At 72.1% G+C, this 21,393-nt stretch carries 19 protein-coding genes; 9 read left to right on the top strand and 10 right to left on the bottom strand.

Translation table 11 applies throughout. The annotated features are described in order from the left end of the window. Window positions 1-93: 93 nt before the first annotated feature. The 5 genes from HMPREF2833_RS02710 to HMPREF2833_RS02690 all read right to left on the bottom strand — a co-directional run bounded on the left by HMPREF2833_RS02710 (window position 94) and on the right by HMPREF2833_RS02690 (window position 5,559). Window positions 94-1,317, bottom strand: coding sequence for an MFS transporter (locus HMPREF2833_RS02710; RefSeq protein WP_070636620.1), 1,224 nt, complete (start codon window positions 1,315-1,317; stop codon window positions 94-96). A gap of 231 nt (window positions 1,318-1,548) precedes the next feature. Then, window positions 1,549-2,013, bottom strand: coding sequence for an SRPBCC domain-containing protein (locus HMPREF2833_RS02705; protein WP_039100965.1), 465 nt, complete (start codon window positions 2,011-2,013; stop codon window positions 1,549-1,551). 65 nt (window positions 2,014-2,078) lie between these two features. After that, the gene (locus HMPREF2833_RS02700) at window positions 2,079-2,795 is read right to left on the bottom strand and encodes a glycosyltransferase (protein WP_223246105.1); all 717 of its coding nucleotides are present in this window, start codon (window positions 2,793-2,795) and stop codon (window positions 2,079-2,081) included. Between the two features lie 269 nt (window positions 2,796-3,064). Continuing rightward, a complete protein-coding gene (locus HMPREF2833_RS02695; protein ID WP_019311089.1) occupies window positions 3,065-4,402 on the bottom strand; it encodes a PIG-L family deacetylase in 1,338 nt (445 codons plus the stop codon). Next, entirely contained in the window at window positions 4,396-5,559 is a 1,164-nt protein-coding gene (locus tag HMPREF2833_RS02690) for an acyl-CoA dehydrogenase family protein (RefSeq protein WP_019311088.1), read from the bottom strand. The genes HMPREF2833_RS02695 and HMPREF2833_RS02690 overlap by 7 nt, the downstream gene beginning before the upstream one ends. A gap of 154 nt (window positions 5,560-5,713) precedes the next feature. Between HMPREF2833_RS02690 and HMPREF2833_RS02685 the strand changes: the two genes are divergently transcribed. The 4 genes from HMPREF2833_RS02685 to HMPREF2833_RS02670 all read left to right on the top strand — a co-directional run bounded on the left by HMPREF2833_RS02685 (window position 5,714) and on the right by HMPREF2833_RS02670 (window position 8,678). Further along, window positions 5,714-6,082 carry a GntR family transcriptional regulator gene (locus HMPREF2833_RS02685; RefSeq protein ID WP_070636618.1) on the top strand — a complete coding sequence of 123 codons (369 nt, stop codon included), beginning with the start codon at window positions 5,714-5,716 and terminating at the stop codon, window positions 6,080-6,082. A 158-nt stretch (window positions 6,083-6,240) separates the two neighbouring features. After that, on the top strand, window positions 6,241-6,654 hold the full coding sequence (locus HMPREF2833_RS02680) for a hypothetical protein (protein WP_019311086.1): 414 nt from the start codon (window positions 6,241-6,243) through the stop codon (window positions 6,652-6,654). A gap of 4 nt (window positions 6,655-6,658) precedes the next feature. After that, entirely contained in the window at window positions 6,659-7,267 is a 609-nt protein-coding gene (locus tag HMPREF2833_RS02675) for a molybdenum cofactor guanylyltransferase (protein ID WP_019311085.1), read from the top strand. 22 nt (window positions 7,268-7,289) lie between these two features. Beyond that, on the top strand, window positions 7,290-8,678 hold the full coding sequence (locus HMPREF2833_RS02670; RefSeq protein WP_019311084.1) for a molybdopterin molybdotransferase MoeA: 1,389 nt from the start codon (window positions 7,290-7,292) through the stop codon (window positions 8,676-8,678). A gap of 433 nt (window positions 8,679-9,111) precedes the next feature. Here the strand turns inward: HMPREF2833_RS02670 and HMPREF2833_RS02665 are convergent, their stop codons facing one another. Then, window positions 9,112-9,612, bottom strand: a complete 501-nt coding sequence (locus tag HMPREF2833_RS02665) for a DUF456 domain-containing protein (protein WP_070636617.1) — start codon at window positions 9,610-9,612, stop codon at window positions 9,112-9,114. 281 nt (window positions 9,613-9,893) lie between these two features. Next, window positions 9,894-15,026, bottom strand: a complete 5,133-nt coding sequence (locus HMPREF2833_RS02660; RefSeq protein ID WP_070636616.1) for an NAD-glutamate dehydrogenase — start codon at window positions 15,024-15,026, stop codon at window positions 9,894-9,896. A gap of 339 nt (window positions 15,027-15,365) precedes the next feature. Between HMPREF2833_RS02660 and HMPREF2833_RS02655 the strand changes: the two genes are divergently transcribed. Beyond that, complete coding sequence (locus HMPREF2833_RS02655; protein WP_019311081.1) at window positions 15,366-16,220, top strand: formate/nitrite transporter family protein; 855 nt, start codon at window positions 15,366-15,368, stop codon at window positions 16,218-16,220. Window positions 16,221-16,278: 58 nt separating this feature from the next. On the opposite strand, the gene HMPREF2833_RS02650 is transcribed toward HMPREF2833_RS02655, so the two are convergent. Then, entirely contained in the window at window positions 16,279-16,824 is a 546-nt protein-coding gene (locus HMPREF2833_RS02650) for a histidine phosphatase family protein (protein ID WP_019311080.1), read from the bottom strand. A 241-nt stretch (window positions 16,825-17,065) separates the two neighbouring features. Further along, the gene (locus HMPREF2833_RS02645; RefSeq protein ID WP_070636615.1) at window positions 17,066-17,515 is read right to left on the bottom strand and encodes a YsnF/AvaK domain-containing protein; all 450 of its coding nucleotides are present in this window, start codon (window positions 17,513-17,515) and stop codon (window positions 17,066-17,068) included. Between the two features lie 106 nt (window positions 17,516-17,621). On the opposite strand from HMPREF2833_RS02645, the gene HMPREF2833_RS02640 reads away from it, so the two are divergent. From HMPREF2833_RS02640 to HMPREF2833_RS02630, 3 genes are all read left to right on the top strand, one after another. After that, window positions 17,622-18,257, top strand: a complete 636-nt coding sequence (locus HMPREF2833_RS02640) for a tetratricopeptide repeat protein (protein ID WP_019311078.1) — start codon at window positions 17,622-17,624, stop codon at window positions 18,255-18,257. Next, window positions 18,254-19,330 (top strand): aldo/keto reductase, encoded by a 1,077-nt coding sequence (locus HMPREF2833_RS02635; protein WP_224764901.1) that lies wholly within the window; start codon window positions 18,254-18,256, stop codon window positions 19,328-19,330. The genes HMPREF2833_RS02640 and HMPREF2833_RS02635 overlap by 4 nt, the downstream gene beginning before the upstream one ends. 136 nt (window positions 19,331-19,466) lie before the next feature. After that, a complete protein-coding gene (locus tag HMPREF2833_RS02630) occupies window positions 19,467-20,018 on the top strand; it encodes a DUF2617 family protein (RefSeq protein WP_019311076.1) in 552 nt (183 codons plus the stop codon). Window positions 20,019-20,039: 21 nt separating this feature from the next. On the opposite strand, the gene HMPREF2833_RS02625 is transcribed toward HMPREF2833_RS02630, so the two are convergent. Next, the gene (locus HMPREF2833_RS02625) at window positions 20,040-20,516 is read right to left on the bottom strand and encodes an acyl-CoA thioesterase (protein WP_019311075.1); all 477 of its coding nucleotides are present in this window, start codon (window positions 20,514-20,516) and stop codon (window positions 20,040-20,042) included. A gap of 117 nt (window positions 20,517-20,633) precedes the next feature. Between HMPREF2833_RS02625 and HMPREF2833_RS02620 the strand changes: the two genes are divergently transcribed. Then, window positions 20,634-21,272 (top strand): YdcF family protein, encoded by a 639-nt coding sequence (locus HMPREF2833_RS02620; RefSeq protein ID WP_223246107.1) that lies wholly within the window; start codon window positions 20,634-20,636, stop codon window positions 21,270-21,272. The last annotated feature ends 121 nt before the right edge of the window (window positions 21,273-21,393 follow it).

Below are 21,393 nucleotides of genomic sequence, written 5' to 3'. Positions count from 1 at the left end.
GGCCGTTTCACGCCCCGGCCCCTCGCTCGCGCTTCTGCGGTCGAACCGCTTCACCCCGGCGCTCTCGTGCCGTGCCTTCCGCCCGAGGAGGGCCTATCGGCAGGATGCTGCCGCTCTGGGCAGGAGGCTCAGTGCGAGAACCACGGCCGCGACGATGAGCCCCAGGATGCACAGCACCGCCCCGTTCCACCCCGCGGCGGTGAACGGGACGCCCACCGCGTAGCCGAGCACCGACGATCCCCCGTAGTAGAACAGCGTGTACAGCGAGGACGCCTGCGCCCGACCCTCCGTGGCGAGGGCGGGGACCCACCCGTTGGCCACGGAGTGCGCCGCAAAGAATCCGGCCGTGAACACGAGCAGCCCCGCCACGACCACCGGCAGCCACGGCACGGCGGTGAGCAGCAGCCCGCCGAGCATCACCAGGGAGGAGCCGAGCAGCACGGGCTTTCGGCCGAAGCGACCCGCGAGGCCCCCGGCCCGGGCGGAGGACCACGTGCCGGAGAGGTAGGCCAGGAACAGCACCGAGATCACGCTCTGGGGCACGTTGAACGGCTCCTCCCCCAGGTGGAAGCCGATGTAGTTGTAGACGGCCACGAACCCGCCCATGAGCAGGAAGCCCTGCAGGTAGAGGGTCAGGAGGCGGGGGTCCTTGAGGTTGGTCCACAGGTGGTCGAGCAGTCCGTGCTGGCCCGTGATCTTGACGGGCTGGGCCGTGAAACCGCGCTGCCGGGGGGCGAGCAGGATGAAGACGACGGCGGCGGCCGCCGCGATCAGGGCAACCACCGACGTGCCCACGCGCCAGCCGAAGAAGTCCGCGAGGGGTGCGGCCACGATCCTGCCGGAGAGCCCACCGAGACTCGTTCCGGAGATGTAGGTGCCCGCGGCCACCGCTCCGTGGCGCGAGCTGACCTCCTCCGCGAGGTAGGCCATGGCCACCGCCGGGATGCCACCCAGGGCCACACCCTCCGCGAAGCGCAGGGCCACGAGGGACTCGAACGTGGGCATGAGCCCCACGAGCACACCGAGCACGGTGGCCGCGCTCACCGCGGCGACCATCGTGCGACGTCGCCCCCACCGGTCGGAGACCAGGGACCAGGGGATCACACCCACCGCCAGGCCCATGGTGGCGGCGGAGACCGCGAGTGCCGACTGGGCGGCGTCCACGTGGAGGTCCTCGGCGAGGATGGGGAGCACACCCTGCACGGAGTACAGCTGCGCGAACGTGGCCACCCCCGCACACAGCAGCGCCACGAGGATCCGCCGGTACCCCGAGCTGCCCTTCTCGTAGCCCTGCCACGCTGTGCGCGACGATCCCATGCTCGAAGCCACCTTCTGCTCGCCGACGATCCTCTGCCCCGGGCACCACGTGGACGTCCGTGCTCCGCCCGGCCCCCGCCAGGCTACGCCCGGACGACGACGCCCGGGTCCAGGAGGCGACCGTGCGGCGTCGCCCGCACGGCCCCGAGCACGACGGCGCCCGCACCCTCCCGTGGGAGAGCGCGGGCGCCGTGCTTCACCGCTGTGCGAGGCAGTGGCCCCGCGAGAGTGTCAGGAACCCGAGACGGACGCGGCGAGCTTGTCCAGGGACTCCTCCAGGACGTTCTGGTCGAAGACCGGGAAGCTGACCTTCTTCTCCACCTTGGGGTTGGCGTGCTCCCACGAGTAGGTGAGGGTCACGGTGGTGGAGTCCGAGCCCTCGGGCTGCAGCTCGTACATCCACTCCCAGCCGTTGTCCTCCACGGAGGTGCCCTCCGGGCAGGGCTTCCACGCGATGAGCTTGTTGGGGTCCAGGCCGGTGACGTGGTTCTCCATCTTGTAGTCCCCGCCCATCATCTCGGCGTTCATGTTCATCACGAACACGTCCCCCACCTTCTGGATGCGCTGGTCCGTGCCGGAGATGACGGTCCCGGAGGCGTCCAGGCCGGGGTGCTTGGCCGGCAGGGTCAAGACCTCGAAGATCTCCTCCGCCGGGGCGTCGATGACACGGCTGACAGTGATGCTCTTCTCGCTCACGAGATACCTCCTGTGTGGTGACGTGCTCTTTCCCACCCACGGTAGCCAGGACCGGGGGTGGAGGTTCAAGCGTTTTTGCGGTGGGCGAAGAACTCCGGGCCGTTCGGGCGGCCCGCGGGCTCGGGCCGCTGCGGCTGCGCGGGCCACGGCCACGGCGCCTCCTCCGGCTGACCGGCCAGCTGCGCGAGGCCCAGCAGGTGGTGGGCGAACCCGAGCTCGGCGCGGCCCTCGAACCGCGCGGAGGTGATCGCCCGGATCCGGTCCGTGGCCTCGATGCGCGCTCCCACCCGGTGCAGTGCGGCCACGAGCGCCTCGTCCTCGCTGCACTCCAGCGCGGGAAACCCACCCGCACGCTCGTAGCTGCGCGCTCGCACCCCCATGTTCGCGGCGTGGATGTGCGGGTGCCCCTCCGCGAGCGTGTGCTCCCGCTGCCACAGGCGGTACACGGCCACCGGGCACTCCGAGGGGTCCGGCTCCACGGTGCCGAGGACCGCGTCCACCCCGTGCGCCGCGCGCTCCAGCTGGTAGGCAACCCAGTTCTCGGGCACTGCGGTGTCCGCGTCCGTGGATGCGATCCACTGCGGCCGGCTGTTCGCCAGGGCCCACGACGCCGCGGCCGCCCGGGCCCCGCCCGCGCTGCGCCACGATCCCGTCACCACCTCCAGCTGCGCGGTTTCCGCAGGCAGTCCCGACGCCGCCCACGCGGCGCTCGCGCGCTCCACCGTGCGGTCGGTGCACGCGTCCGCGGCAAGCACCACGGTCACGTGGAGCGGCGCGGACACGCCGGGTCCGCCGGGTCCGTCGGGTCCGTCGGGTCCGCCTGGAGACGATAGCTCGGAGTCGGCCGGCGGCACGGCGGCGTCGTCCCCCGGCGGCGCGGGCTCCGACCCCGTGGGCACGGCAGGCACCACCCCGGGGGCCGTCTGCGACGGCGCGCCCATCACGCGAGCCGTGGTGCAGGCCGCCGCAATCGCCGCGGCCACGGACGCGATGCACCGTCCCACGCGCTGCTCCTCGTTGCAGGCCGGGACCACCACCGCGACCCGCCGGATCATCCCTGCTCCCACGGCACGGGTTCGAAGATCTCCAGCTCGAAGTCCCGTTCCCGGTGGCTCACCACGCGCCGCAGGTCCGGGCGGCGACGCGCCTCGCGGTGCACGTCCGCGCCGTCCAGGGGCCAGTCCTGGATGGGGTGGCGCCAGTGGCACAGCACCAGGTGCCCCTCCGGCTCCAGGGCGGTGGCACAGCGCTCCAGCAGCTCGTCCCACTGCTCGGGCGAGCAGAAGTACCCCATCTCGCTCACCACGATCAGGTCTCTGGGAGTCCACTCCTCTCGCCACTCTGCGGGCAGCACGGCGTGGACGAGGTCGACGTTGGCGGCGCCCACCTCCGCGAGCCGGGCGCGGGCGGCACGCAGGGCGACGTCGCTCGCGTCCACCGCGGTCACGGCACCCGCCCGCCGGGCGAGCTCCGACGTGAGCGCGCCCGTGGAGCAGCCGATGTCGAGCACACGCTCGTAGCACGGACGCGGCAGGCAGCCGAGGAGCACCTCGCGCTTGCGCCGCTCGTACCAGGAGGTGTCCACGTCCCAGGGGTCCTCGGCGTCGGAGTGCACGCGGTCGAACACGGCCGCCTGGTCCGGGGCGGCCAGCACGAAGAGCTCGGCGGAGCGGTCAAAGTGCGCGAGCACGTGCTCCCCCAGCAGCACCTCGTCACCGGGCCGGTCCGAGAGCGGACGCACCTGCGTGACGTGGTGGGCCAGGGCGTCCCGCTTGGCCGCGCGGTCCTCTTCCGACAACGGAACCCGCACCAGCCCGCGAGGCAGGCGGGTGGGTGAGCCCCAGTGCCAGAACCACACGGGGTACTGCACGCAGCGCACACCCCGCGCACCGGCGGCGCGGGCCACCGCGCGGGCGAGCACCTCGTGGTCGGTGTGGCCGTCCCGCTCCCACGTGCAGAGCGCCAGGGGCTTCTCACCCTGCTCCGCCCAGTCGAGGTGCTCGGCCACGGGGGCATCGAGCTGCTCCTCGGTGAGGCCACCGTCCGTCAGGGACAGGTACACGGGTGGCGCATCCTGCCCGGTCAGGGTCCGCACCGCGGCGGCCAGCTCCTCGTGACGCAGCCGCGCGAGCTCGGCCGACGTGAACGTGGTGGAGTCCGGGTGGGAGTTCTCCCCCAGGGTCGCCACGACCACGCGCACCTCCGTGCCCTGCCGCGCGAGCCGGTGCACGGTGCCGCCCGCGCCGAGGGTCTCGTCGTCCGGGTGCGCGGCGAACACGACGGCGCGGTCCACCCCCGCGAGGTCCAGCTCCGGGGCACGGTGCAGGGCGCCGCAGCGGGCCCAGTCCTCCTCCGGGGTGCCCGGATCCCGGTGGTCGAAGGTCACCACGGGGTGTCCTCTGGAGCCGCTCCGGCACCGGGGACAGTCCGGGGCGTTCCCGATGCCCAGCTCTCGGCGGCCGAGCGGGTCGCCCGCGCGGGCGAAGTCGCGGCGGGCCCAGTGGTTGCCGCGTCATCGGCCCGGGCCGAGTCCTCGGCGGCGAGCGCCAGCAGGGTGCGCCCCAGCGCGGCGGTGTCCCGCTCGGCGTGGTCCTGGCGGATGTAGACCTGGAGGGACTCCACGCGGCGGATGTGTGCGGGGTCCCCGGTGAGCGGGCCGGGACCCGTGGCGCGGGAGACCACGCGGATCACGGTCTCGGCGGCGTCGGCCACGGTGCGGCGCACGCGCAGGGCCCAGGCGGCACCGCGGTCCCCGGCGGCGTCGCCCGCGTCCACGGCCGCCGCGGCCTGCTCCAGCACGGCGCGGGCCGCCCCGAGCGTGAGGTCCAGCTGCCCGAGGGCGGTGTGGGCGGCGTCGTCCACGGGGCGGCGGGGGTGGCGCAGCTGGTGCCACAGCAGGTCCGCGACGGACTGCGCGCCACCCAGCCAGATGGCGGCCACGCCCATACCGCCCCACGCGAAACCGGGGCGCGTGAGGTACCACTCGTCCGCGCCGAGCGGCTCGGCCGGGACGGCCTCGAAGGTAACTGGCACGGTCACGACCTCCGCGAGCCCGTGCGAGGTCCACTGCGTCACGGGCGCGGGCTGGAAGCCGGGGTGGTCGGTGGCCACGACGAAGGCGCGGCGATGTCCGGTCGGCTCGCCGTGCTCGTCGGTCACGTGGGCCGTGACGACGGCGCGGGTGACGGAGTCCGCGAGCGAGCACCACGGCTTGGTGCCGGTGAGGGCCCAGGTGGTGCCCGGCTGGCCGCCCGCGCCGGTGCCCCCGGGCGGCGTCGTCGGCGTGGCCAGCAGAGGCTCTCCCGGACCCTCCGCGGCCCACACGGCCCAGGTGTCGTGGTCGGTGACGAGGTCCTCGCGACCGGCCTGGTGGAGGATCGCGAGGGCGTCCAGGTGGGGCTCGATGATGCGCGCGTACGCCAGATCGGTGCGCCCGAGCTCGCTCAGGGTGCGCCACAGCTCGGCCGTGCGTCCCTCCCCCGGTGCGGGCAGCTGCGGCCCGAGTTCGCGGGCACGCTCCAGGGCACGGTCGACGAAAACCCGCACCGCGTGCGGATCTGGAACGGCAGCGGGCGGAAACGGAAGTTCTGCAGGCTCGGACACGACCATCAGCCTACGTGCAGTGACGGGCGTCTCCGCCGCACCCCGCCGGAGGTGGGACGGGCCCTACGATGAGGGCAGACGACGGAAAGGCGCACCCATGTTCACGGTCGATCCCCACTCCACCACCCCGGTGTACGAGCAGCTCGTGGAGTGCGTGCTGCGGGACGTCTCCGCAGGTGACCTCGTGGTCGGTGACCGCATCCCGCCCGTGCGCACCCTCGCGGCAGATCTCGGGCTCGCGGCCGGGACCGTGGCCAAGGCGTACCGGGAGATGGAGACCCGAGGGATCATCGAGACCCACGGCCGAAAGGGCACGTTCATCGCGCAGGGCCGTGACGACCGGGAGGGCGCGGCGGCACGCGCGGCCACCGCGTACCTGAGCGTGGTGGCGGGACAGCTGCACTACTCGCCCGAGGAGTGCGTGGCGCTGGTGGAGCGGGCGCTGGAGAGGCGAGCGGTGGGCTGAGAACCGGAGCAACCACCCGCCCGGCGCCGCGAGTGCGGGGGCATCATGACCGCCCCAGAGCTCGGCCGCCGTGGTGCTGTGCTGCCTCCACTGCGCAGCGGGTTCCACGCGCCCGCTCCCTGCGGGCGCCCGGCCGGCCGCGCCTAGACTGGTGACCCATGAAGTCCTTCGTAGCTCCCGCCCTGCTCGTGATCACCGCCGTCCTCCAGTCCATGGGGGTCTACCCCTACTTCCAGGACGGCATCACGCTCGCCGGGCAGCTGCTTTTCCCCATCCTCTTCGGGCTCACGGCCATGTACCTCTCCCGCAAGGGCCGTCCCGGGGTCTTCGGCACCGCGCACATGATCGTGCTGATCCTGTCCGTGGTCCTGCTGGTGCTGTCCCTGGTGGGCATGAGCCAGCAGCTGCCGTACTTCTACCCCACGATGATCATCTACTACATCGCCTTCGTGCTGCTCGTGGTCGAGTGCGGGCTGCGGATCGCCGGGCTGCCCAAGAAGGAGCGTCCCAAGGATCCCGAGCTCGACGAGGACTTCGAGGACGCGCAGGACGCCGACGAGCCCGCCCGCTGATCCCGTGACCACCCGCGGCGACGCCCGCCAGGGCCCCCGTTTCGACACCGTGGTCGTGGCGGGTGGCCGCTCCTCGCGGCTCGGGGGAACCCCCAAGGCGCTGCTGCCCGTGGCGGGCTCCACCCTGCTGACCCGCACCGTGGACGCGGTCCTGCCGCTCGGGACCGTGGTGGTCGTGGGCCCGGAGGACCTCCCTCTGCCGCCTCACGTGCTGCGCGTCCGCGAGGATCCCCCGTTCTCGGGGCCGGCCGCCGCGGTGGCCGCGGGCGTCGTCGCCCTGGCGGCCACCCCCGAGCGGCTCCCCTGGACCGCCGTGCTCGCGTGCGACATGCCGGACGTGCACCGCGCCGTGGCGCAGCTGCGCGCGGCGGCGGGCCGGGCGGCGTCGGACGTGGCAGGGCTGATCGCGGTGACCGGTGAGGGACGCCGGGAGAACCTGGTGGTCCTGGCCCGCACGGACGCGCTCTCCCGCGCCCTCGCGGCTGCGCCCACCGAGAACGCGTCCCTGCGTTCCGTGTGGCGGCGGCTGGGCCCGCAGGAGGTCACCGTGCCCGCCGGGAGCACTGCGGACGTGGATACGTGGGAGGATGTTCACAGGCTCGACTCGTACTGAATCAGCACGCTGAGGAGACAAGATGCCCGGACTTCCGCACCCGCACGATGCCGCCGCCCACGAGGACCACGAGCAGTCGCAGCACCGCGAGGCCGGCGAACCAACCGCGCACTGGGCGTCCTGGGACGAGGCCCGCCGCATCGCGTACGGCGTGCCCCAGCCGCTGCCCAACATCCTCCTGCCGCTCGCCCAGTGCCTCGAGGAGACCCTTGCCGAGTCCGTGACCGCAGAGATGCCGGTCCCCCACTACGCCACGGCCGCCACGGACGGCTGGGCGGTGGCCGGCGAGGGCCCGTGGCGGGTCCGCACCCCGCAGCCCGCCGAGACCGACGAGCGGCTGCTGCTGACCCTGCCCCCGGAAAAGCGCATGCTGGCCGTGGTGGAGCTGCACCCCGGGGAAGCCACCCACGTGAACACCGGGGACGCCGTTCCCTACGGAACCAGTGCCGTGCTGGAGGCCCACCGCGGTCACGTGGTGCCGGCGGACCCCGCCGCTGACGTCCCCGAGGACACCGAGCACGGACGCAGGGCCGTGGAGGGCGACACCCTGGAGGACGCCACCCCCGCCGCTCCCCTGGTGAAGAACCAGGACGTCCGCGCCGTGGGCGAGGAGATCCAGCAGGGTGACCTGCTGCTGCGTGCGGGCCGCAAGCTCAACCCCGTGCACCTGGGGCTCGCGGCGAGCGCCGGCCACGACATGCTCCCCGTACGACGCCGCCCGCGCGTCACCGTGCTGCTCGGCTACGCCAACGTGGTGGAGGACGGCATCCCCGGGCCCGGTGAGGTGCGCGACTCGCTGAGCCTGCAGCTGCCCGCGGTGCTCCGGGAACTGGGCGCGAACGTGGACCAGGTGCGCCGCGTGGCGGACGGCTGCGAGGGCATGGTCTCCGCCCTCACGGAGTCCCCCATGGGTGCGGGTTCGCTGCTGGACGCCCGCGCCGAGATGGTCGTGACCACGGGCGGCACGGGCCACGGGGAGGACGACCACGTCCGTCAGGCCCTCGAGGAGCTGGGCGCCCACCTCATCCTGGACGGGGTGGCGCAGGAACCGGCTCACGGCGTGATCCTGGCGAAGCTCCCGGAGGACGGTCCCGTGGTGCTCGCACTGCCGGGCTCGCCCCTGTGCGCCATGACCGGTCTGCTCACGGTGGGCCACGCGCTGATCGCCGGGGCCACCGGTGAGGGACTGCCCACCACCCGCCGGCTCACGGCCGGACGTGCACTGGACCCCCTGGGCCGCACCCGCGTGATCCCGGCCTACATCCAGGACGGCCGGGTGATCCCCGAGCCCACGGTGGGCCCGGCCATGCTCTCGGGCCTCGCCCACGCGGACGTGCTGCTGGTGGTCCCCGAGGACGGGATGCAGCCGGGCCAGGACATGGAGGCCATCCCGCTGCCCTGGCGGTTGTGAGCCGTCTCGCGGGGGAAACACGCCGGTGCTCCGTGGCGTGAGCCGGGCCCTGCAGAGATCAGCCGAATCCCCACCCCTGAGGTAGTGGGCTCCGCGCCCAGAAAAAGTGCAGGTTTTGCCACAAAAGCGTCGTTCTGTGGCAAAACCTGCACTTTTCGTTGGAGGAGGTCAGTGGACAGGGCGCGTGGGCCACTCTCCCGTGCCGCGCTGTGCTGTGAGGTGCTGTGCTGTGAAGTGGAGTAAATGCAACAGAACGGGCCTCAGCGTGCTTTTACTCCACTAGAGAGCACCATGATTCGGCTCCGCTGCCGCCCGGCGGGGCGCCTCGCCGGTAGAGGCGCGCCTCCGGTCGGGCCGCACCGTCAGCAGAGGCGCACCGCCGGTCGGGGACCCCCGGTAGGGGCGCCCCCACCGATCACGCCGGCTGCGGCTGTCACGCCGTCACGAAGTACGTGATCGCCCCCACGATGAACGTCAGGGACGCCAGCAGCGCGCACGTGAGCTCCAGCAGGAGCCCCACCCCCATGGCCTTGGCCGCCACCCAGGAACTGGCCAGCGCCGTGTTGAGGTTGCGGTTGCGCACGGTCTCGGAGAGCAGCAGCCCCACCAGGAACCCCACGAACAGGCCCACCACCGGGATCACGAACATCCCGACCACGGCGCCCACCACTCCGAAGAGCAGCGTGCGGTTGGGGATGGCCCGGCGCTTGAGCTTGCTGCTGGTGAGCACCATGCTCGAGGACAGCCCCGCGATCAGCAGGGTCCCACCCAGGGCGAGCACCACCCACCCCTCGGGGGCGTTCACCACGAAGGCCCAGATCACCAGCCCGATCAGCGCCAGGATGGATCCGGGCAGCACGGGGATCACGATTCCCACGCAGCCCACGATGATGAGGGCGACGGTCACGATGGTGGCAATGATGTCTGCGGTCACCGGCCCATCGTACGGTGACGGGCCCGTGGGCGACGGCGCTCCCGCACCGGGGCGGTGAGATCCAGCCCTCGCCGCTCGCCTGCCCACCGGGCCACCTCCCCGGCCCCATCGTTCGCCTACCCACCGGGCCACCTCTCCGGCCCCCGCGCTCCGGACGCCCGCGCCGGTCGGGTGCCAGGACCGGTCGGGTGCACGACCGCGCCCCCGCCGCCCGGCACCTGGGGTGCGTGGGCCGCGGGGGCGCGGTGCGGCGTCGTCGGGCGGGGCCGACGGCGTGAGGATCAGTCCACGAGCGCCCCGCGCAGGGTGCGCAGCGCCACGGACAGCGCGGCGAGCTCGGCGCCGGCGTCGTCCGACTCGGACATGGACTCGATCTCGTCCAGCACCTCCCGCAGCCGCTCGAGCCGGTCGGCGTTCTCCTGCTCCCACGCCTGCACCTTCTGCTGGGCGTCCTCACCCGGGGACTCGAGCGCCTGCGCGGCGAGCGCCACGAGCGTGGAGTACAGGTCCTCGCGCATCGCGATCCGCGCCATGTTCTCCCAGCGGGTGGTCTGCGGCAGGGCGCTGATGCGGTTGAGCAGGTTCTCCAGCCCGTAGCGGTCGAACAGGGAGAAGTAGACGCGCGCGATCATCTGCACGCTCACGCCGTTCCCGTCCGTTCCCCCGGTCAGGCCGCGCTCGGAGGACGACGCCGCCGCGCCGCCTCCGCCGCCCGCCGTCCCGTCCTGCGCCGGGCCGGTGATGCCCTGCTGCTCGGCGAGCCGTGCCACGTCCAGCAGCGCGAACGCGTCCAGCAGCTCCGCCCACTCGACCGCGAGGTCCAGCGGCACGCCGTGGCGCTCGGCGAGCTCCGCCTCGGTCTGGGTGCGCTCCTCGGACTCCGGGCCCATCAAGTGCTCGGAGCCGAAGCGCAGGGCCACGATGGGACGGTAGGTGTCCACGAGCTCCTGGATCCCGGTGTCCGCGTCCTGGCGGTGCAGGAACCAGCGGACCACGCGGTCCAGCAGGCGCCGCATGCGCAGCGACATCCGGTTCCACACCTCCAGGGGCACGTCCGCACCCAGCTGGGCGTGGCGGTCGGCGTAGCTCTCCAGCTCGAAGATCTCCATGGCCGCGGTGAACGCGCGCGCCACGTCCGCGAGGTCCGAACCGGAATCGTCCACCACGCGGTACGCGAACGCGATCCCGCCGAAGTTGATGATCTGGTTGGCCACCACGGTGGAGATGATCTCCTTGCGCAGCGGGTGGGTGTCCAGCTCCGCGTCGAAGCGCTCCCGGATCTGCGCCGGGAAGTACTGGGACAGGGTGCGGTGGAACCACGGGTCGTCCGCGAGGTCGCTGTCCACGAGCGCCGCCGTGAGCTGGATCTTGGCGTACGCCGTGAGCACGGACAGTTCCGGGCCGGTCAGGGGCTGGCCCTGAGCGGCACGCTCACGCAGCTCGGCGTCGGAGGGCAGGAACTCCAGCTCCCGGTTGAGGTCCGCGGTGTCCTCGAGCCAGTGCATGAGCCGGATGAACATCTCCGTGAAGGAGACCCCGCGGGCGCGCTCGGTGGTGAGCAGCACGTTCTGCGCCACGTTGGTGCGCAGCACCAGCTCCGCCACCTCGTCCGTCATGGACTCGATGAACTCGGCGCGCTCCCCCGCGGAGAGCAGCCCGGCCTGGACCATGCCGTCCACGAGGATCTTGATGTTCACCTCGCGGTCGGAGGACTCCACACCCCCGGAGTTGTCGATCGCGTCCGTGTTCACCAGGATCCCGTTCAGCGCGGCCTCGATGCGCCCGAGCTGGGTGGCGCCCAGGTTGCCGCCCTCGCCGATCACCTTGACGCGCAGGTCCTCGCCGTTGACGCGGATGGCGTCGTTGGCCTTGTCCCCGACCTCCTGGTGGGTCTCGGAGGAGGCCTTCACGTAGGTGCCGATGCCGCCGTTGTAGAGCAGGTCCGCCGGCGCGAGCAGGATGCGGCGCACGAGCTCCTGCGGGCTGAGCGACTCCACACCGTCCTCGATGCCCAGCGCCTCGCGCACCTGCGGGGTGAGCGGGATGGACTTCTCGCGGCGCGAGTACACGCCGCCGCCCTCGGAGATCACGCTGCGGTCGAAGTCCTGCCACGAGGTGCGCCCCGCGTTGAACAGCCGCTCACGCTCCTTGTAGGAGGCCGCGGCGTCCGGGGTGGGGTCCAGGAAGATGTCCCGGTGGTCGAACGCGGCGATCAGGTGGATGTGCTCGGAGAGCAGCATCCCGTTGCCGAACACGTCCCCGGACATGTCCCCCACGCCCACCACGGTGAACGCCTCGGACTGGGTGTCCACGCCGAGCTCGAAGAAGTGGCGCTTCACGGACTCCCACGCACCGCGGGCGGTGATGCCCATGGCCTTGTGGTCGTAGCCCACGGAGCCGCCGGACGCGAACGCGTCCCCGAGCCAGAAGCCGCGGTCCAGGGAGATCGCGTTCGCGGTGTCGGAGAACGCCGCCGTGCCCTTGTCAGCCGCGACCACCAGGTAGGAGTCGTCGCCGTCGCGGCGCACCACGTTCTCGGGGTGCACCACGGTGTCCCCGGCCTCGCCGGAGGTCTCGGCGGAACCGCTCGCACCGCCCTCGGCACCCGGGGTGGCATCCCCGCGGGACGACGACGCCGCACCCTGCCCGGTCTCGTCCGTCCCGTTCTGCGCGGAGACCTCCTGGCCGGCACCGGTCTCCGCCTCGCGCACGATGTTGTCGGTGACGTCCAGCAGGGACGCGATGAACAGCTTGTAGGCCTCGCGCCCCTCGGTCAGCCAGCCCTCGCGGTCCGTCGCGGGGTCCGGCAGCTGCTTGGGGAAGAACCCGCCCTTCGCGCCCGTGGGCACGATCACGGCGTTCTTGACCATCTGGGCCTTGACCAGGCCCAGCACCTCGGTGCGGAAGTCCTCGCGGCGGTCGGACCAGCGCAGACCGCCGCGGGCCACCTGGCCGAAGCGCAGGTGCGTGCCCTCCACGCGCGGGGACCACACCCAGATCTCGAAGGCCGGGCGCGGCTGCGGTGCCGCGGGGATGGCCGCGGGGTCCAGCTTGAACGCCATGGTGGGGCGGTTCTGGAACACGTTGGTGCGCAGGGTGGCCGTGACCACGTCCGCGAGCGCCCGGAACAGGCGGTCCGCGTCCAGGCTGGGAACGCTCTCCAGCACCGCGGCCAGCCGCTGGAGGGCGGCCTCGCGCGCCTGGCCGCGGGCGGCGTCGTCGTCCGTGAAGCGGGACGGGTCGAAGCTCGCGGAGAACAGCTCGGCGAGCTCGTGCGTGGCCTGCGGGTGGTCCACCAGGGTGTCCGCGATGAACTCGAACGAGTTGGGGTAGTTCAGCTGCAGCAGGTAGCGCACGTAGGCGCGCATCACGGCCACGGTGCGCCAGCCCATGCGCTCGGTGAGCACCAGGCGGTCCATGCTGTCGGACTCCGAGCGGTTGGAGAGCACCGCGCACAGGGTGTCCTCGATGAGGTCCTCCGTCTTGGCGTCCTCGGGGCCCTCGGGGTCCACGCCCTCGGGCAGCTCCACGCCGAAGTCGTAGAGCTGGAACTCGCGGCCGTCCGCAGGGGTGACCGTGTAGGGGCGCTGGTCCAGCACGCGCAGGCCCATGTTGTGCAGCAGGGGCAGCAGCTCGGTGAGGGACAGGGACTGCGTGAGGTAGATGTTCAGCCGGACCTGTCCGTCCTCGGTCTGCGCCACACGGACCTCGGCGGGCAGGTCCGGGTCGCGGCCCCACAGCTCCTCGCAGCGCTTGAGGTCCTGGATGGCCTCCTCGATCTCGTAGTCCTCGCGGTACGAGCCCGGAAACGCGTCCGCCCACACGGGGCCCAGCGCGCCGGCCTTCTCGTCCTCGAACTCGTGGCCGATCGCGCGGCCCAGGGACTCGGGCCAGGAGCGCACCGCGGCGCGCAGGCGGGACTCGAGGTCCTCGTGGTCGAAGTCCCGCACCTCGCCCGTGTAGGGCAGCCGGATGCGGAAGAACAGGCGGGCCAGGGAGGAGGAGGTCAGGCGCACCTCGAAGTCGATGGCCTCGGCGTCGAAGACCTCGAACAGCTGGGTCTCGATGCGCTGACGCACCGAGGTGTTGTAGCGGTCCCTGGGCAGGAACACCACCGCGGACATGAAGCGCCCGAAAGTGTCCTGGCGCAGGAACAGGCGGGTCTGGCGGCGCTCGTTGAGCCCCAGCACGCCACCGGCCGTCTCGTAGAGCTTCTCCGCGGACATGTGGAACAGCTCGTCCCGCGGGTAGTCCTCGATGATCCCCATGAGGTCCCGCGCGGAGTGCGAGTCCGGGAGGAAGCCGAAGCGCTCGACCACGCGCTCCACCTTCTCCCGCACGAGCGGGGTCTGCTGCGCGGGCACGGAGTAGGCGTGACGGGAGAACAGACCCAGGATCAGGTACTCCCCGTCCACGTCCCCGTTCTCGGCGAACGTGCGCACACCGATGTAGTCCAAGTACTCGCGGCGGTGGATCGAGGAGCGGCGGTTCGCCTTGGTCACGAACACCGCCTGGTGGTCGCGGGCGTGCGCGCTGCCCAGACCCGTGAGCTTCTGCGCGTGGCCCTCGGACCCCTGCTCCCGCAGGAGCCCCAGGCCCGTGTCCGGGCGGGAGTGCAGCACGGCGTCCTCGCCGTCCGCCTCGAGGTCGTAGCGCTTGATGCCCATGAACACGAAGTTGCCGTCCCGCAGCCACTGCAGGAAGTCCTGGGAGGCGCGGACGTCCGGAAGCCGGGAGCCGTCCTGGAACGTGAGGTTCTCGAGGGGCGCGAGGGAGTCTGCGATCACCCGGGCCTGCTCGTGCATGGCCTCCTGGTCCTCGGCCACCCGGCTCACGTCCGCCACCAGCGACTCGATGTGACGGGCCAGCTCACCGCGTTCCACCTGGTCCAGGGAACGGTGCAGCTCCATGCGGATCCACGACTCCACCGCGGTGGACGAGTCACGGCCCCCGGCTGCCGCCCCGGCCAGCTCGTCCGTGATGGGGATGGCCGTGGTGTCACCGGAGGACACCGCGGAGATGTTGGGGACCTCGTCCAGGGACGTGAGCTCGTGGGAGCCGGCGTCGCGCACGGCCAGCAGCAGCGGGTGCAGCACCAGCTTGGCGCCACCCCAGTTGGCGGCGATCTCCGTGGTCAGCGTGGACACCAGGAACGGCATGTCGGTGGTGACCATGTAGAGCACGGTGACCCCGTGGTCCTCGCGGACGTCGATGCACAGCTCGCCGGCGCCGCGGGTGCGGCCCACCTCCCGGTGGGTCTCGGCCCGGTCGGTGAGCACCGGTTCCTGGGTGCCCACAAGGTCCGCGTCCGGCGCGGAGCGGTAGTACTCGTTGATCCATGCCTGCGCTCCGCTCCATCGCGGTCGCTGCCACACCGTGGGGATGGCCTGGGTGGTGGCTTGAGGAGAGGTCACTACTGCATCACGCCTTAGCTGTCGTTGAGTCGGGGATCGTAACTCCACGGCGTGGCACGTGACGCCCTGTGGGGCACCTCCGGGCAGGGTCCACCGGAACGCTCTCCCGGAGTCCACGACCTCTGCACCGCCCACGGCCACACTGCCGCATGTTCCACCACCATAGGACCCGAAACGCACGGGGACCAGACACGGCGCGTGTTCACCGCAGGGTTGCACGGTCCTACACTCGTGCGGTCACGGTTTTCCCGCTCGCATCCCCCTGCACGAGCCGGTGCGGGCGCCCGTGGCGCCACCGACGGGCACCCGGCCCGCCCCAAGACAGAGAGCAGGGCAGCCATGACCACCGTGAAACCCGCAGACGTGGTGACGGACGCCGTCGCCGCCGGACAGGCGAAGGCGACCGCGTCGTCCGGTGCCCTGGTGCTGCGCGGCGTGCTGGGCGGCGCCGTCCTGGCGGCCACCACCTCGTTCGCCGTGTCCGCGACCGTGAGCTCGGGATCCCCCGTGGTGGGGGCCGTGCTGTTCCCCGCCGGGATCACGATCGTGATCCTCATGGGGATGGAGCTCGTCACGGGCGGTTTCGCCCTGACCCCCATGGCGGCGGTGCGCGGGCTCGTGCCGTGGTCCGCCGTGGGTCGCTACAGCCTCATGGTGGTCGTCGGCCACATCATCGGCGCCGCCGCGTTCGCCCTGCTCTACGCGGGCGCGCTCACGGGCTTCGGCTCGCACGACGCCGGTGCGCTCGGGCAGAAGTTCGTGGACACCGCCCAGGCCAAGACCACCGCGTACGCCGCCATGGGAGGCGCCGGCATGGCCACGGTCCTGGTCAAGGCCGTGCTGTGCAACTGGCTCGTCTGCCTGGGAGTGTTCATGGGCATGGTCTCCAAGGACACGATCGGGAAGATTGCGGCCATCTGGCTGCCCATCATGGCGTTCTACGGGCTGGGCTTCGAGCACGCGGTGGTCAACTTCTTCATGATCCCCATGGGCATGCTCCTGGGCGCGGACGTCTCGTTCGGCGACTGGTGGCTGTGGAACCAGATCCCCGTGCTCGTGGGCAACTTCGTGGGCGGGTTCGTGTTCACGGGGCTGTCACTGCTGCACGCCCACCGCCCAGCTCGCTCTCACCAGGACGACGCCGCGGGCCCGTCTACCACCTCGGCCGGCAGCTCCCCGGGCACCGCGTCCTGAGCGGGGCCCGGCGGACGGGCGCCGCAGACGGGCGCGGGAAACGTCTGGCGAGACCCGTTCAGTCCGCGGACAGCACCTGCTCCGCGGTGACCGTGAGCACCTGACCGTTCTCCAGGCTGGGCAGCTCGGTGTCCAGCACACGGTCCAGGGTGAGCCGGATGAGGGTGCCGTGGGCCACCACCATCACGTCCTTGCCGGGGAAGTCCGCGAGGATCGTGCGCAGCACCGAGAGCCCCCGCTGCACCACGTCCTCGGTGGCCTCACCGTGCTTCTCCATCATGGCGTGGCGCTCGTTGTCGCCCATTCCCGTGCAGTCGCGGCCCTCCACGTCACCGAAGGCGCGCTCCACGAGATCCTCGTAGGTGCGGGAGAGCTCCAGCCCGATCTCCCGCCCGATGACCTGCGCGGTCTCCCTGGCGCGCTGCAGCGGTGAGGAGACCAGCACGTCCCAGTGCCCGCCCGAGGCCGCCAGCTCGCGGCCCACCGCTCGTGCCTGCTCCCGGCCGGTGTCGTTGAGGGGGATGTCCGAGCGTCCCTGCAGCCGGCGCTGCAGGTTCCAGTCGGTCTGGCCGTGGCGGATCAGGGTCAGGGTCGTTTCACTCACCCGCCCAACCTACCCCCGGGCCACGGCCACGGACGGACGACGCCGCCCGCGCCCCACGGCACGTCCGGCGGAGGACACCGTGCCGGTTCCGCAGGGTGGCCCCTGAGAGCTCAACGCCCCGTGAGCCGCCCCCTCGCGGAGCGCGGCACCCCGCCATTCGGTGGCCCGGCAGAGCACGACGCCGCGCCCCCGATCGGCGGGGCGCGGCGTCGTGGTACCGGCAGGGCCGGGAGACAAGACCTCAGACGCGGGGCTCGTCCTGGGTCTCGATGTCCACGCGCTCCTTGCGCAGGGTGTCCTCGACGACCTCGGTGCGCTCCACCCGACGGGCCACGAGACGCACGCGCTGGTAGGGCACACGCACGGTCTGCACCACGGGCTCGGAGCGGTAGAGGATGACCTCGTCCTCCCCGATCGGCAGCTCGCGGCCGTCCAGGAACGCCTGGCGCTCCTCGGCCGTGATGGGCGTGCGCACCAGGTCCGGCTCCTCGGAGCCCAGGGTGACCTCCTGGCGCACGGGCTCGGTGACCACGTACTTGCGCAGCCGGGCGCGGCCCGTCTCGGCCTGCTCCCGCTCGATGACCAGCCGCTCCTCGTGACGGATCACGGAGGCGTGGTCCTCGTGGTGGGCTGCTGCTGCGTGGCGGGGATTGCGCGGGTCCTGCCCCGGCGCGGTGTGCTGTGCTGCCATCCTGACCTCCTGGGAGAGTGTGGGTCCGAGATTATCAGCAGGGTTGCCACCCCCGCTCCCCGAGTAGCATGGGGGGACTTCGCTGCGATCCCGGGAGGACGGGCCGATGAGCTACTCGGATGACGGAAACGGCTTCTTCACACGCGCCCTGGACGCGGAGGACCGAGGTGACCACACCCTGGCGGAGACCTCCTACCGGCAGGCCATCGAGCTCTTCCAGGAGTCCGGCCCCGCGCACAGGGAACTCGCCGCGTGCCACTACAACCTGGGGCACATCCACCTGGTCATGGACCGCACCAGCAAGGCGGTGGCGGAGTACCAGAGCGCCCTGGAGCACTTCTCCCGGCTGGAGGGCAGCGGCAAGCACAAAGCCCGTGCGCACCTGATCCTGGGGTCGCTCCTCGTGGAGACCGGTGACCTGCACGGCGCGGAGACGCATCTCCTCGACGCCCTCGGGCAGTACTTGGACGCCCCGCACGAGCCGCGGGACCAGGCGGACTGCTACGTCAACCTCGCGCGCGTCTACCGGGAGACCCGCCGCCACGCCCAGGCCGTGACCGCCTACAACCGCGCCGTGGACTTCTACGAGCAGGACCCGGACTCGTTCCGGGACCGTTCCGACTGCTTCACCGAGCTGGGCGCTCTCCACGAGTCTGCGGGGCAGCTGGACGAGTCCGCCGCGGCGTTCGCGGAGGCCGCCCGGCTGCGGCGCGCCGCCGAGCAGCACGGCGGACGCGCGTGAGCCACTCCTTGGTCTTCGGATGCATGAACCTGGGCGGCGCCTGGGGCCAGGAGCGCATCCCGGCCGCCCAGTACGACGCCGCCCGCGACGCCGTGCACGCCGCGCACCGTGCCGGGTACACGCTCTTCGACCACGCGGACATCTACATCGGCGGGGACTCCGAGACCGTGTTCGGGCGGATCATCGGCGAGGACGCCGTGCTGCGCCAGGCCGTGCAGGTCCAGACCAAGTGCGGCATCCGGCTCCCCGGGAACACCGCTCCCGCGGGGGCTCCCGCCCACTACCGGCTGGACCGGGACGCCGTCCGCTCCTCGCTCGAGGGTTCCCTGCAACGGCTCGGGGTGGACCGGGTGGAGCGGCTGTTCCTGCACCGCCCGGATCCCCTGACGCCCCCGGATGAGACCGCCGCCGCCCTGGACGAGCTGCACCAGGAGGGGCTCATCGGCTCCGTGGGGCTGTCCAACATGACCACGGAGCACGTGGTGGAGCTGCGCCGCCACCTGCGGGCACCCGTCACTGCCGTGCAGATGCAGCTGAGCCTGGCCCACCGGGACCTCGTGGAGGCCCAGGTGCTGGCCAACCACCCGGACGGGGCCGCCGTGTCCTTCCCCCGCGGCCTGCCGGAGCTGTGCGACGCGGAGGGCATCGAGATCCAGGCGTGGGGTGCGCTGGCCGGCGGCGTCTACTCCGGTGCCACCCCTCCCCGGGCGCCCGCAGCGGCCCACGGCCCCTCGGACCAGGGTGATGAGGGCGGACGGGACCGCACGGCCGCCGACGCCGCGGGGGAACCGGACCGTGCGGCGTCGTCCGCCGGTGCCGGGGGCCTCCCCGACACGCCCGAGGAGCGCACGAGCGCGCTGGTCGCCCGACTCGCTGAGCGCCTGGAGGTGCCGGCGGAGGCCGTGGTGGTCGGCTGGCTGCTGCGACTGCCCCACGGCATCCGCCCCGTGGTGGGGACGCTGAATCCCCGGCGGATCGCGGCCTGTGCGCAGGCTCCCCGGGCGGCGCAGCTCATGACGCACGAGGACTGGTACGCCCTGTGGACCGCGGCACGCGGACGCCCGCTGCCGTAGCCCCGCAGTCCTGATGCGCGCCTCCCGTCACCGAACAGTGACCATTCGGTGCTTGCCTGTCCCCCGAGCCGGGGATATTTTCGATCGTTAAGAAGGCGCGGCGGGCTGCCGCGCGGCCGACAGGAAGATGGCAAGCATGGAGCATGACTGGCTCACCCGAGTGCCCGGGCACGTCGTGTGCCGCCCGGACCAGTTCGGCTACCGCACGGACCTCCCGGTGCTCGACGCCCCCGCGGGCCGCCGCCTCCGGGTGGACGGGCTCACGGACGTGGAGCTGCGCGTGGGATCCGGGCACCACCAGTTCGTCATCACCCACGCGGGGCAGAGCTGGGTGGAGACGGTGGGGGTCTTCGAGGACGGCGCCGCCGAGCTGCCCATCCTGCGCGACATCTCGCACCCCTGCCCCTTCGCCTCCCGCGTGGAGGTGGGCTGCACCGTCACCGAGCACTCCGCCCGCGGACTGCGCAAGGAGCTCGCGCGGATCCGGACCACGCTGGAGAGCGCGCCCCTGGCGGTCTGCGTCCAGGACCCGGAGGAGCCGGCCGCCATCACGGCAGCCACGTGCCACGTGGACCGGGAGTCCCACGCCCTGCTGTGGTGGACCTGGCGCGTGCTGCCCGAGCACGGCGCGGTCCTGCGCACGCGCGCCGAGCTGCAGTTCGCCACGGCCCCGGGCGTCGCGGCCTGAGCCCTGCGCGCCCGTCCTGCCTCAGAACGGCGACGGCGCGGTGTGCGGCGCGAGCACGTCCCGCTGCTCACGCGTGAGGCGCAGCACCGTGCGGGTCTCCGGCAGGTAGAACGCCAGCTGGGTCTGCGCGCGCACGCACGGGGAACCGTCCGCGGAGTCCAGGATCTCGAACCCCAGCACCAGGGTGGCGGCCCTCGCCGAGACCACCCACACGCGCACGTCCACCGGTTCGTTGCGGTACTCCAGGGGCCGCAGGTACTTCACGCGGTGCTCTGCGATCAGTGCCTGGGTTCCTTCCGGCAGCACGGAGAACAGCGGAATCCTGGGCGGGACCACCTGCTCCCCCGTGCCCACGGGAACGCCGAAGGCCGCGATCCGAGCTTCCTCCAGAACACGGATGACCTCCACGTTGTTCACGTGGCCGTACGGATCCATGTCCCCCCACCGCAGAGGAACCGGGCAGGTCACGGCGCGTTCGAGGTGTTCATCCGATCGCATGTGCTGACTCCTTGCTGGGCGTTTACCGGCGGACGCACGCAGCCGTGGGTCCCTGCCGTGCTGGGTGAGATGATATCCGCGGCGCGCCCGCCGAACAGCCCCAGTGAGAGGAACCCCGTGGCCCCGACTCCCTCCGGGCACCCCCCTGCGCTCAGGCGGAAGTGGCCCCTCGTGGTGCTGATCACCCTGACGCTCCTCGTGACCCTGTGGCTCGCCGTGTGCCACGCCGTCCTCGACAGCCCGGACGTGGACCCGCCCCGCACCTCCGACGCCGTGTTCGTGCTGGGCCCTCCGGACCCCGCCCGCATGGCCTACGCGGAGGACCTCGTCTACAACCAGCACATCGCGGACACCCTGGTGGTCTCCACACCGGACGCCCAGCCCTTCGACCCGCCCGAGATGGTGGAGTACTACACCGCCAAGTCGTTCTGCGAACCCCGCGACGGTGTGGAGGTGCTGTGCTTCAAGCCCAATCCCTCCACCACGCAGGGAGAGGCCATCAAGCTGCAGGAGCTCTCGGCGCAGCACGGCTGGGACACCGTCACCGCCGTGACGTTCACCCAGCACGTCTCCCGTTCCCGGCTGATCCTGGAGCGCTGCTACTCCGGGGAGCTGCGGATGTCCGCGGTGGACTTCCAGCTCACGGGCAAGAGTCTCTTCAACCAGTACCTCCACCAGAGCGCCGGGTACGTGAAGGCCTGGGTCACCCCGGGGTGCGACCAGCAGCTGCCCTGGACCCCCAAGTCCGAGGACTGAACCGGAGCGCAGCCGTCCGATCTCGTGGCCCCGCTCCGGATCGTTGCGGCCGGAGGCTCTGAAGGTCGCGCGACGGGCACCCCGCCCACGGGGTCACCGGCCCGCACCGCGGGGACACCGG

It is taken from the genome of Kocuria sp. HMSC066H03 (assembly GCF_001812045.1).
Taxonomy (GTDB): Bacteria; Actinomycetota; Actinomycetes; order Actinomycetales; family Micrococcaceae; genus Kocuria; species Kocuria rhizophila.
The sequence above is the reverse complement of the archived record's forward strand: the minus strand, read 5'-3'. Positions and strand labels throughout refer to the sequence as shown.

Coding starts and splice junctions, on each gene's coding strand:
- HMPREF2833_RS02710 (WP_070636620.1), bottom strand. CDS start 1,317: ATGGGATCGTCGCGCACAGCGTGGCAGGGCTACGAGAAGGGCAGCTCG.
- HMPREF2833_RS02685 (WP_070636618.1), top strand. CDS start 5,714: ATGTTCACGGTCGATCCCCACTCCACCACCCCGGTGTACGAGCAGCTC.
- HMPREF2833_RS02680 (WP_019311086.1), top strand. CDS start 6,241: ATGAAGTCCTTCGTAGCTCCCGCCCTGCTCGTGATCACCGCCGTCCTC.
- HMPREF2833_RS02670 (WP_019311084.1), top strand. CDS start 7,290: ATGCCCGGACTTCCGCACCCGCACGATGCCGCCGCCCACGAGGACCAC.
- HMPREF2833_RS02655 (WP_019311081.1), top strand. CDS start 15,366: ATGACCACCGTGAAACCCGCAGACGTGGTGACGGACGCCGTCGCCGCC.
- HMPREF2833_RS02645 (WP_070636615.1), bottom strand. CDS start 17,515: ATGGCAGCACAGCACACCGCGCCGGGGCAGGACCCGCGCAATCCCCGC.
- HMPREF2833_RS02640 (WP_019311078.1), top strand. CDS start 17,622: ATGAGCTACTCGGATGACGGAAACGGCTTCTTCACACGCGCCCTGGAC.
- HMPREF2833_RS02630 (WP_019311076.1), top strand. CDS start 19,467: ATGGAGCATGACTGGCTCACCCGAGTGCCCGGGCACGTCGTGTGCCGC.
- HMPREF2833_RS02625 (WP_019311075.1), bottom strand. CDS start 20,516: ATGCGATCGGATGAACACCTCGAACGCGCCGTGACCTGCCCGGTTCCT.